We start from the raw sequence: 11,512 nt of genomic DNA, 5'->3' as shown, positions 1-11,512 counted from the left end.
GGTAACCCGTGCCCGAAATGAAACAGGGCCGGTATGTTATAGCAAGCTTTTACGGGGAATTCGCATGCGCGGCGGGACCCCGGGTAGCGGGTCGCGGCAGGAAGTCCCGGCGCAGCCCGGCCGCCCGCATCCCCGCGCGGCGCCCGGGCCGCGCGAACGTGCGGGGAGGTGCAGGGGTGACACCTGACGACGTGATTGCCCGATCCCAGGTTTCGGTGGTGGTGGCCACCCGCGACCGGCGGGCCGAGCTGGCGCGCACACTCGGCCGGCTCACCGCGCTGCGCCCACGGCCGCCCCTGATCATCGTGGACAACGCCTCCTCCGACGGCACCGCGGCGTTCGTCCGCCGGACCTTCCCCGAGGCCACCGTCGTCACCCTGCCCGAGAACCGCGGTGCGGCGGCCCGCAACGTCGGCGTCGCGCTGGCGGACACCCCCTACGTCGCCTTCAGCGACGACGACTCGTGGTGGGAACCCGGCGCGCTGGACCGCGCCGCCGCCGCGCTCACCGCCCGGCCGCGGCTCGGCCTGGTCGCCGCCGCGGTCCTCGTCGGCGACGCGGAGCGGCCCGACCCCATCAACGAACGGCTGGCCGGCGGCCTGCCGGACGATCCCGGCCCCGGCCGCCGGGTGCTCGGCTTCCTGGCCTGCGCCGCGGTCGTGCGCACATCGGCGTTCCGGCAGGTCGGCGGCTTCAGCGACCTGCTCTTCTTCTGCGGCGAGGAGGCGCTGCTCGCCCAGGACCTCACCGCCGCCGGCTGGGAGTGCCGCCACATGCCCGAGGTGCGCGCGCACCACCACCCGTCGCGGCACCGGCCCACGGGCGGCTGGCGGTCCCGCCTGGAGCGCCGCAACGCCGTGCTGTCCGCGTGGCTGCGCCGGCCACTACCGCGCGCCGCCGCCGAAACCGCCGGTCTGGCCCGCGACTCCGTCACCGACCGCGACGCCCGCCTCGCCCTGGGCGGCGCGCTGCGCCGGCTGCCCAGCGCCGTGCGGCATCGCCGGCCGCTGCCCAGGGCGGTCGAGCGCGACCTGCGGGTTCTGGAGGCGCGATGACCACCGCCCGGATCACCGTCGTGCTCATCACCCACGAACGCCGTTCCGAGGTGCTGCACACCCTGGACCGGCTCGCCGAGCTTCCCGAGCGCCCGCCGGTCGTCGTCGTGGACAACGGGTCGGCGGACGGCACCGCGGCGGCCGTGCGCATCCACCACCCGCGGGTGCGGCTGATCCGGCTCGCGGCCAACCTCGGGGCCGTGGCCCGCAACGTCGCCGTCGCCGGGGTCGACACCCCCTACGTCGCGTTCTGCGACGACGACACCTGGTGGGAGGCGGGCTCCCTCGCGCTCGCCGCCGATCTGCTGGACCGGCACCCGTCCGTGGCGGCGCTCACCGGGCGCATCCTCGTCGAACCCGGGGGCCGGGAGGACCCGATCACCCCGGAGCTGCGCCACTCACCGGTCCCCGCCCCGCCCGGGCTGCCCGGCCCTGCGCTGCTCGGCATCCTCGCGGGGGCCTCGGTGCTGCGGGTGAGCGCCTTCCGCGAGGTGGGCGGATTCTCCCGGCGGCTCTGGCTGGGCGGGGAGGAGGAACTCCTCTCCATCGACCTGGCGGCCCGCGGCTGGTGGATGTGCTGGATCGAGGACATGCGGGTGCACCACGCCCCGTCGCCGCACCGCGACGGCCGGCGCCGCCGCCGGCTGGGCATCCGCAACACGCTGTGGACCGCGTGGCTGCGCCGTCCGCTCGGCGGCGCGGCGCGGCACACCGCCGACGTGCTGCGTGGCGCGCCCCGCGACCTGGTCAGCGCCGCGGCCGTCGCCGAGGCCGCGGCCGGACTGCCATGGGTGCTGTGCGAGCGCCGCCGCATCCCCGCCTCCGTCGAGCACGGGCTGCGGCTCCTGGCCGAGCCTCGCCGGAACTCCGCCGCCCGGCGCTACGTCGGCTGAGCCGGAGGGCACCCGGGCCGCCGGGAGTGGATGGCAGTGGGCGACGGCCCGGGTGGTCCACGACCCGGCGTCCGCGCCGGGACGGGCCGCGGGCCGGTGGGACGACACATCCGGACGAGCACCACAGCCGCGCCACAGGTATGTCCGGCCCGCGGTGCCCCTAGCGCTACCCCGGACGGCCGCCGCCATGCGGACGGGGAGCGCCAAGAGCGGGTAACGGCCCCGGCTCCGCGCCGGAGCGCGCATGTTTATCCGGCGCGCGGACCGGCAGTGGACAGGGGAGCAGCCGGACCGCGACGAAGGGGCACCCGATGCGAGCCGTGACCTGGCAGGGGCCGGAGGACGTCCGCACCGAGACCGTCCCCGACCCGGAGCTGCGCGAGCCCACCGACGCCATCATCCGGGTCACCTCCACCGCCATCTGCGGATCCGACCTGCACCTGTACTCGGTGCTCAGCGAGTACATGGAACCCGGCGACATCCTCGGCCACGAGCCGATGGGCGTGGTGGAGGAGGTCGGCCGGGAGGTCACCGCGATCGTGCCCGGCGACCGGGTGGTGGTCCCCTTCAACGTCTCCTGCGGCCACTGCCACATGTGCCGCCTCAACTACTACGCCCAGTGCGAGACCACCCGGACCCCTGGCAAGGGCGGGGCGCTGCTCGGCTACACCCGGTTGTACGGCCACGTGCCCGGCGGCCAGGCGGAGTACCTGCGGGTGCCACAGGCGCACTTCGGCCCCATCCGCGTCCCGGACGGCCTGCCCGACCTGCGGCTGCTCTTCCTGTCCGACGTGCTGCCCACCGCCTGGCAGGCGGTCGCCGACGCCGACGTGCCGCCGGGAGGCTCCGTCGCGGTGATCGGCCTGGGCCCGATCGGCCAGATGGCCGCCCGGATCGCGGTGGAACGCGGGGCGGAGCAGGTCTTCGGCCTCGACCTGGTGCCCGAACGGCTGGAGATGGCGCGCCGGCACGGCGTGCTGACCGTCGACGTCTCCGCCGGCGATCCGATCGAGGCCGTCCGGGAGCAGACGGAGGGCCGCGGCCCCGCCTCCGTCATCGAGGCCGTCGGCATGGAAGCGCACGGGCCGCCGATCGGCGCCCTTGCCGGGCGGGTCGCCGCCGCGCTGCCCGGCGCGGACGCGCACCTGTCCGAGCGGTCGGGAGTGGACCGGCTGGCCGCCCTCTACCTGGCATTCGACCTGGTGCGCCCGTCCGGCGCGGTGTCCATCAGCGGCGTCTACGGCGGCATGGCGGACCCGCTGCCCATGATGGACCTCTTCGACAAGGGCCTGCAGATCCGGATGGGGCAGGCGCACGTCCGGCGCTGGACGGACGCCATCATGCCGCTGCTCACCGGCGACGAGGACCCGCTCGGGGTGGGCGACCTCACCACGCACGTCATGTCGCTGGACGACGCGCCGCTCGCCTACGAGATGTTCCAGCACAAGCGCGACGGCGCCATCAAGATGGTGCTGCGCCCGTGAGCCGCCCGGCGCGGCGATCGGCCGGCCACCGGGCGCGGGACCGGCCATCGGATACCCTGAAGACCGTCGAACGGCCGCGCGGACCGGGGGTCCAGCCCGAGCGGCTGCGGAGCGGGAAATACCGCCGAGCGGCTGCGGAGCGGGAAATCCGTCCGAGCGGCTGCGGAGCGGGAAAAAACCGTCCGAGCGGCTGCGGAGCGGGAAAAGCCGTCCGAGCGGCTGCGGAGCGGAAGAGTTCAGCCCGAGCGGCTGCGGAGCGGGAGGAGTGCCATCATGAGCCGACCTCCGAGTACCAGCCACCGGTAACCAGGGCGTTCCGGCGATCAGGCGCCCGCGCACAGCGCGCGGCCCGCGCCTCCCGGCGCCCTTTCCGAAGCCATCGCCGGGAGACTCCAATGAACCAGCGCCGCATGCGCGGGTGGCTGCCCACCCTGCGCGCACCCCAGCAGCCCGACCGGAACGGCGCCATCGCGCCCGCGCCCGAGTACTCGATGGACCCGCGCGCTGACGAAACCGGCGCCCGCCGCACCCCGGTCGAGCACAGCGTCGTCGACGCCGCCGTCTACGTGGACGGCCACCGCCAGTACACGCCCGCCGAGATCGCCGGCATCTACCCGAGCCTGCCGCGGCGCCCGGGGGCGCTGGCCTGGGTCGGCATGCACCGGCCGGACGAGTCGCAGCTGCTGGCGGTGGGCGAGGAGTTCGGGCTGCACAAGCTCGCCGTCGAGGACGCCATCGTCGCCCACCAGCGCCCCAAGCTGGAGCGTTACGGCGACACGCTCTTCGTGGTGCTGCGCGCCGCCCGGTACCTGGACGATGTGGAGGAGGTGCGGTTCGGCGAGGTGCACGTCTTCACCGGCCCGCACTTCGTGCTCACCGTCCGGCACAGCCACGCCCCCGACCTGGGCGCCGTGCGGCGGCGGCTGGAGGCGGACCCCGCGCTGCTCGCCCGCGGCCCCGAGGCGGTGCTGTACGCGATCCTGGACGCCGTCGTGGACGGCTACGCGCCGGTCGTCGCCGGACTGCAGAACGACATCGACGAGATCGAGACCCAGGTGTTCAACGGCGATCCCGCGGTGTCCCGGCGCATCTACGAGCTGTCCCGCGAGGTCATCGAGTTCCAGCGGGCGGCCCGGCCGCTGCTGGGCATCCTCGGCGGGCTGGCCGCCGGGTTCGACAAGTACGGCACCGACGAGGAGCTGCAGCGCTACCTGCGCGACGTCGCCGACCACGCCACGACCGTGGCCGAGCGGGTCGACGGCTTCCGCCAGATGCTCGGCGACATCCTCACCGTCAACGCCACCCTGGTCAGCCAGGCGCAGAACGAGGAGATGAAGCATCTCACCCGGGCCAGCTACGCGCAGAGCGAGGAGGTCAAGAAGATCTCCGCCTGGGCGGCCATCCTGTTCGCCCCGACCCTGGTGGGCACCGTCTACGGCATGAACTTCGCCGACATGCCGGAGCTGCGCTGGCCGTTCGGGTACCCGTTCGCGCTGCTGCTCATGCTGCTGGTGTGCGTGACGCTCTACGCCGTCTTCAAGCGGCGGAACTGGCTGTAGCCGGACGGCGGGCCGGCGCCGGCCGCCCCACGCGGACGCTCACCGGCGGGCGTGCAGCAGGAAGGTCGACGGCAGCCGCCGGCGGACCTCCTCCGGCATGTTCGGGAACTCCGCCCAGAAGGCGTCCGGCAGCTCGGCCAGCCGGGTGATGGTCAGACCGGCGTCGATCAGCGCCTGCACCACCTGGCCGATGGTCCACAGCCGCTCGTACTTCACCGACGGCTCGCCCGCCAGCGCACCGATGTAATCGGCCGACCAGCCGATGTTGCTCTCGGCGTGGGCGAAGTAGTCGATGCCGCTGTAGCGCGGGTGCGCCGGCTCCCGGTCGAACAGCCAAGCGGCGGGGTGGCCGTCGAAGACCGACAGCAGCCCGCCCGGGCGCAGCAGCCGGGCGGCCACGGCGGCCCACCCGTCCAGGTCGTGCAGCCAGCACAGCGCGCCGCGGCCCGTGTAGACGAGGTCGGCGGTGCCGTCGAGCTCGCGCGGGGTGTCGAGCACGTCGCAGACGTGGAACTCGGCGGGCGCGCCGAGCGCCGCGGCCGTTGAGCGCGCGTTGGCGATGTGCGCCGCGGAGATGTCAACGCCCACCACCTCGCCGGCGCCCTCGGTCAGCAGCGACAGCGTGTCCTCGCCGGAGGCGCACTGCAGGTGCACCGCCCGGCGGCACCACGGCGCGAGGTCGCCCAACGCGGCGCGCTCCACCGGGTGCACGGAGGAGTGCCCGGCGCGCAGCCGCTCCACGGCGGCCGGCAGCTCCTCGGTGTAGCGGACCGCGGCCTGGTCCCAGGCGGCGCGGTTGGCGGCGTGCCGGCGGCGGACCTCCGGCCGCCCCTGGGCGGGCTCGATGACGGTGACGTCGTCCGGGGCGTGCTCGGTCACGGAGGTCCCTAAGGTCGTGGGTGTTCAGGACGTGTCGTCCTGGACGGCCAGGACGGTGGGGTGTGGCCGAGGGGGATTCCGTCCGTCCTGGGGGCGGTCAGGTGGACCCTAGCGACCCCGCCCCGGCGCGCGGAAGCGGTTTTCCGCGGACCGGGGCGGGCCGGGCGCGGCACCGGCCGCACCCGGCCGCGGGTCAGGCCGCGCCGACGGCGTCGAGCGAGGCGCGCAGCTCGGTCAGCATGGACTCCGGCAGCGGCGCCGATCCGGTCTCCTGGGCGGCCGCCCGCTGGCCCTCCTCGCTCAGGACGTAGTGCAGGAAGGCGGTGACGCGTCCGGCGTCGGCGGCGTCGGGGTAACGCAGGCAGACGATCTCGTAGCTGACCAGGACGATCGGGTAGGTGCCGGGCTCGGTGGTGGCGTAGTCGAGGTCGAGCGCGTGGTCGTGCTCGCCGCCGCCGGGCCGTTCGGGCGACACGGCGACGACGGCCGCGGCGGCCTCCGGTTCCGGGGCGACGAACTCGCCGCCCACGCCCACCCGGACGGTGGCCAGGTCTCCCACGTGCGACGCCTCCAGATACCCGATGGCGCCGTCGCCGTGCTCAAGGGCCTGGGCCACGCCGCTGTTGCCCTGGGCGGCCTCGACGGCGGGGACCGGCCACTGGCCGCTCGGCTCGTGCGGCCAGGCGCCGCCGGCCGCGGCGGCGAGGTAGGCGGTGAAGTTCTCGGTGGTGCCCGACTCGTCGGAGCGGCTGACCGGGGTGATCCGGGTGTGCGGGAGGGGGACGCCGGGGTTGGTCTCGGCGATCTCGGGGTCGTCCCAGTACCGGATCTGGCCGGCGAACACCCGCGCGATGGTGTCCGGGGACATGTTGAGCGACTCCACGCCCTCCAGGTGGAACGCCACGGCGATCGGCACCACGTAGGCCGGGATGTTGACGGCGCCGGAGTCGGCGCAGCGCGGGCGCGCGTCGGCGGCCTCCTCCGGATCCAGCGCGGTGTCGGAGCCGGCGAACGCCACCGCGCCGTCGATGAACTGGCTGCGGCCGCCGCCGGACCCGATGGCGTCGTAGTAGACCCGGGAGTCCTCGCAGGCGGTCTGGTAGCCGGCGATCCACACCTGCATGGCGTTCTCCTGGGCGCTGGAGCCGGAGCCGGACATGCTGCCGGGCGGGCACTCCAGGTCGGCCGGGACCGGAGGGCGTTCGGGGCCGCGGACGGCGTGGTCACTGCCACAGCCGGTGACGGCGGCGAGCACGCCGGCGAGTGCGATCGCGGACAGCCCTCGGGAGGTGGACGGCAACACGGTTCTCTCGATGCTCCTTCCGCCGCCGCCCGCCGGGCCCGCGCTCGGCCGGCCCCGGGGCGCACCAGCGATGCGTGAACGTGGGACGACGAGAAATCTAACAACAGATGTCCGGTTCGGCGGACCCGGAGGCGGTTCGCGCGTGCCGGCGTCCCGCTGACGTGCCGGAAGGTGACGGCCGGCCACGGGCCGTCCGCCGCTCCGTGTCCTGGGGAAATTGTGGTCAGGTATGGCCATCTGTATGCTGCCGTCCCTAATTGCGCTGTTCGTCCGAATCATTGGTCTTGTGCGATAAATACGGGGGTTTCGCATGGAAGCGGCGTCAGGGATCGACCACTTCGGCTACGGGTGGGTGACCCCGTTCCTCGCCTACCTCTCCTCCTTCGTCGGCGCGCTCGTCGCCCTCCTGGCCACCTCTCGCGCCCGGCCCAGCGACGGAGCGCGGCGGTTCGGCTGGCTGACCGTCGCGGCCCTCGCCCTGGGGTGCAGCAGCATCTGGTCCATGCACTTCATCGCGATGCTCGGCTTCGACGTGCACGGCACCGCGATCCGTTACGACGTCGGGCTCACCGTGCTCAGCCTGGCGCTGGCGGTGCTCGTCGTCGGCCTCGGCCTCGCCGTGGTCACGCTCGGGCGCGGGCGGCTCTGGTCCCTCCTGGTGGCCGGCCCCGTCACCGGCCTGGGCGTCGCCGCGATGCACTACACCGGCATGGCCTCGGTCCGGCTGCACGGGACGCTCCACCACGACCGCACCTTCGTGGCGCTCGCCGTGCTCATCGCGATCCTCGCCGCCACCGCCGCCCTCTGGGCCGCGCTGTACGTCCGAGGCCGCCTCGCCAGCGTCGGCGCCGCACTGGTCATGGGGGTCGCCGTCTGTGCGATGCACTACACCGCCATGGCCGGCACCGGCGTGGACGTCGCCCCCGACGCGCTGCTGCTCAGCCCGCCGGCCGGCGCACGGGAGACCGACTTCGTGCTCCCCCTCATCCTGGGCGTCGGCCTGCCGACGATCGTGCTCGTCCAGTTGCTGCTCATCAGCGACAACGAGCGGGAGATCGTGCGGGAGCGCACGCTGCGCGACCGTTTCGAGGCGCTGCGCGGCGCCGCGCGCGCGGCGGACGACGCCCACCCGACGGCGGCGCCGCCCGGGCCGGGCATGTTCACTCCCGGACCAGCAGCGCCACCGGATAACGGTCCAGCAGGTCCGCCGCGCGGGGAGCGGTGAAGCCGTCGGTCCGCTCCGGAGCCAGGGTGCGGCCGGTCAGCAGGTCCGTCCAGGCCCCCGGCCCGGACGGCAGCGGCAGCACCGTGTCGCGCCAGCCGCCGCCCGCCGCCAGACCGATCGGCAGCCGGGTGGCCACCGTGACCGCGACGGGATTCCCGTCCCCGTGCCGCCCCTCGCCGCGGGCGAACGCCAGCAGGTGCCCGGCGGCGGCCCCCACCGCGGGCAGCGGCCGGTAGCCGGTCAGCGCCCGCCGGCGCCGCAGGTGCAGCGCCTGCCGCACGACGTGCATCTTCACCGCGCCGGTGGCGTCCACCGGGGGCAGCCAGCCGGTCTCCAGCCGCTCCAGGAACACCTCGCGCTGCGGGTAGTCGACCGGCCGCCGGTTGTCCGGATCCACCAGCGAGAAATCCCACAGCTCACTGCCCTGGTACACGTCGGGGACGCCCGGCGCGGTGAGCTGGACGAGCTTCTGGCCGAGGGAGTTGGACCAGCCGGGGCGGCGGATCCGGGCCACGAACGCGGCCACGTCCTCCGACAGCTCCCGGTCGATGAGCACCCGCTCCGGCCAGGCCCGGACCTCCGCCTCGAACTCCGGATCGGGGTCCAGCCACGATGTCCGCAGCTTCGCCTCGCGGGCCGCCTTCTCCAGGTAGCCGCGCAGCCGCGCCGCGCTGATGGGCCACGCGCCCACCAGGGTCTGCCACGCCAGCAGGTTCAGCGCCGGCTCGGGCAGCCCGAGCCGTTGCGTCCAGCGCCGCGCCGCCGCCGCGAACTCGCCCGGTAGTTCGGCGATGGCCGCCAGGCGGGCCCGCACGTCTTCCGACCGCTTGGTGTCGTGGGTGGACAGTGTCGTCATGGCGGCCGGCCAGGACGCCTCGCGTTCGGCCGCGCGGGCGTGGAACTCCGCCACCGGCACGCCGAACCTCTCCGGAGCGCCGCCCACTTCGTTCAGCGCGATGAACCGGGTGCAGCGGTACAGCGCGGTGTCCTCGCCGCCCTTGGCGGCCACCATCCCGCTGGTCTGCTGGATCCGGTGGGCCGGCTCGCCGCCCGGGTCGGCGCGCACGGCCGCGTCGATCCGGGCCAGCGTGTCCGCGACACCGGGCCGGCACCGCCGGGCCCGCCGGACCGCGCGCGCCCACGCCTCCTCACCCTCGGGCAGGTAGCTGCGGTAGACGTCGAAGGCGGCGAGCAGGGCGGCGACCGCCTCCCGCGCCCGCTCCCGCCCGGTGCCGGGCAGCAGCGCGGCGATCCGGTCGACCTCGGCCGCCAGCAGCCGGTCGGTGACGTGGCGGCGGCACTCCCGCTCCACCTCGGCCACGTCGGTGCGCACCCCCAGCGACGCCGCCAGCTCGGTCAGCGGCTCGGCCCCGTCGGGGTCGATGAACACCCCGCACACCTCGCGCAGCGCGTCGTAGCCGGTGGTGCCGGCGACCGGCCACGACGCCGGCAGGGACTCGCCGGCCGCCAGGATCTTCTCCAGCACGATCCAGCCGCCGAAGGCCGCCCGCAACCGCCGCGCGTAGCCGCCCGGGTCGCTCAGGCCGTCGGGGTGGTCCACCCGCACGCCGTCCAGCTCGCCGGCCCGCGCCCAGCGCAGGATCTCGCCGTGCGCCGCGGTGAACACGGCCGGGTCCTCCACCCGCACCGCGGCCAGGTCGCTCACGTCGAAGAACCGCCGGTAGGTCAGCTCCGCGGCGCCGCGCCGCCACGACACCAGGCGGTAGTGCTGGCGAGCGTGCACCGTACGCGGATCGTCGCCCGCGGCGTGGCTGTCCGGCGCGAGCGGGAAGCGGCGATCGCCGTAGCAGAGACAGCCGTCGGCCACGGTCAGCTCGTCGAGCGCCGCCGCGCCGTCGTCGCCCTCGTCGGCGAGAACCGGCAGCAGGATGGGGCCGCGGCTCCAGTCGACGTCGAAGCAGCAGGCGTAGCGCGACTCCCGGCCCAGCCGCAGCACGTCCCACCACCATGGGTTCGCCGCCGCGTCGGCCACCGACATGTGGTTGGGGACGATGTCCACCACGATCCCCATGCCCAGCTCGCGGAGCCGGGCCACCAGCGCCCGCCGCGCCCGGTCGCCGCCCAGCGCGGGAGAGACCCGGGTCGGGTCCACCACGTCGTAGCCGTGCGTGGATCCCGCGCCCGCCGCCAGCAGCGGCGAGGTGTACACGGCGCCGGCACCGAGCCGGTCCAGGTAGCCGGTCAGTCCGGCGGCGTCGGCCAGCGTCCAGCCGGGGTGCAGCTGCAGCCGGTAGGTGGACGTGGGCGGACGGGCGGCCCCGGGCGTGCGGCCGTCGGGCGCGGTACCGCGCGCCGCGGTCTGCCGCTCCGTCGCGTGGTCCCGGTCGGGCACGCTCACCTCCACGTCGGTCGTCGGGGTGCGGCATACCCGCTCGGCGGCCTGCGGAAGCGGCCCCCGGCCGTGCCGTGCGCCCGCTCCCCGCGGCGACGCCGCAGACGGCCGACGGGGTTCGCCGGACCGCCGGTTCCCGTGGTGGACGGCGGCGGGGAGCGCCGGGTGAGGTCCACCCCTGGAGCCCCGCGCGGCGTCCACGTTCCGCCGGACCGGACGGTCGAGCGCCGGGCGCGCCCGGGCGTGGCGCGCCGGAGGGTGGCGGCGTGGCGACGGGTGGTCCCCCAGCGCCGTACCGGCCGTGCCCGGCCGGATCGCGGTGACAGCGGTACCCGGCGGGGACTAAGCCCGGCCGGACTCCGCAACGGCCCGATGGCCATCGTCGTCCCGAACGAGCCCGGCCCACGCGCGTGCGCCGGCCTCGCCCGCTGTGTCGGCGCTGCGGGGCACGGCCGGTGTGGCGCGTCCCGAGCGTTCGGCTCCGCGGACGAACCGGCGCTCAGGCGGCGTTCGGGACCGGGCCGCGCCGCGACGCGCACCGCCGAAGTCCCGGCGGGCACGCCGCCCCAGGGCGTCACCGCCGCGCTCCGGCGCGACCGGCCGGTCCGGACACCACGAACGCCGCAGCACCATCGGCCCACTGATCGCCCGGCTCGCGGCCCGGGCCCGGCACGTCCCCAGCCGGGACGGCGGCCTCCGGCCGATCGGCTCGGCTCCGATCCCGTGCGAATCCGCACGCGAGACCGTCGAACGTCCGGCCC

General features: G+C 75.3%; 8 protein-coding genes. 5 read left to right on the top strand and 3 right to left on the bottom strand.

What is annotated here, in order from left to right; genetic code table 11:
• The first annotated feature begins 176 nt into the window (after nt 1-176).
• The 4 genes from ACFQRF_RS25780 (at nt 177) to ACFQRF_RS25765 (ending at nt 4,991) form a co-directional block, all read left to right on the top strand.
• Entirely contained in the window at nt 177-1,055 is an 879-nt protein-coding gene (locus ACFQRF_RS25780) for a glycosyltransferase family 2 protein (RefSeq protein WP_379873813.1), read from the top strand.
• Nucleotides 1,052-1,948 (top strand): glycosyltransferase family 2 protein, encoded by an 897-nt coding sequence (locus tag ACFQRF_RS25775; protein ID WP_379873811.1) that lies wholly within the window; start codon nt 1,052-1,054, stop codon nt 1,946-1,948. The genes ACFQRF_RS25780 and ACFQRF_RS25775 overlap by 4 nt, the downstream gene beginning before the upstream one ends.
• 311 nt (nt 1,949-2,259) lie before the next feature.
• Nucleotides 2,260-3,432, top strand: coding sequence for a zinc-dependent alcohol dehydrogenase (locus ACFQRF_RS25770; protein WP_379873809.1), 1,173 nt, complete (start codon nt 2,260-2,262; stop codon nt 3,430-3,432).
• Between the two features lie 395 nt (nt 3,433-3,827).
• Nucleotides 3,828-4,991: a magnesium and cobalt transport protein CorA gene (locus ACFQRF_RS25765; protein ID WP_379873807.1), complete on the top strand. Its 1,164-nt coding sequence runs from the start codon at nt 3,828-3,830 to the stop codon at nt 4,989-4,991.
• A 39-nt stretch (nt 4,992-5,030) separates the two neighbouring features.
• Here ACFQRF_RS25765 and ACFQRF_RS25760 read toward each other — a convergent pair whose 3' ends face one another.
• Together ACFQRF_RS25760 and pstS are read right to left on the bottom strand one after the other, a co-directional pair.
• The gene (locus ACFQRF_RS25760; protein WP_379873805.1) at nt 5,031-5,870 is read right to left on the bottom strand and encodes a class I SAM-dependent methyltransferase; all 840 of its coding nucleotides are present in this window, start codon (nt 5,868-5,870) and stop codon (nt 5,031-5,033) included.
• A gap of 193 nt (nt 5,871-6,063) precedes the next feature.
• On the bottom strand, nt 6,064-7,173 hold the full coding sequence (gene pstS / locus ACFQRF_RS25755) for a phosphate ABC transporter substrate-binding protein PstS (RefSeq protein WP_379873803.1): 1,110 nt from the start codon (nt 7,171-7,173) through the stop codon (nt 6,064-6,066).
• Between the two features lie 310 nt (nt 7,174-7,483).
• Between pstS and ACFQRF_RS25750 the strand changes: the two genes are divergently transcribed.
• A complete protein-coding gene (locus tag ACFQRF_RS25750; RefSeq protein WP_379873801.1) occupies nt 7,484-8,398 on the top strand; it encodes an MHYT domain-containing protein in 915 nt (304 codons plus the stop codon).
• Here ACFQRF_RS25750 and treY read toward each other — a convergent pair.
• The gene (gene treY, locus ACFQRF_RS25745; protein ID WP_379873872.1) at nt 8,334-10,646 is read right to left on the bottom strand and encodes a malto-oligosyltrehalose synthase; all 2,313 of its coding nucleotides are present in this window, start codon (nt 10,644-10,646) and stop codon (nt 8,334-8,336) included. The genes ACFQRF_RS25750 and treY overlap by 65 nt on opposite strands.
• Nucleotides 10,647-11,512 lie beyond the last annotated feature (866 nt).

This window comes from Marinactinospora rubrisoli (assembly GCF_042664915.1).
In the GTDB taxonomy this organism is placed as follows: domain Bacteria; phylum Actinomycetota; class Actinomycetes; order Streptosporangiales; family Streptosporangiaceae; genus Marinitenerispora; species Marinitenerispora rubrisoli.
This window is presented reverse-complemented; position numbering and strand designations above follow the sequence as displayed.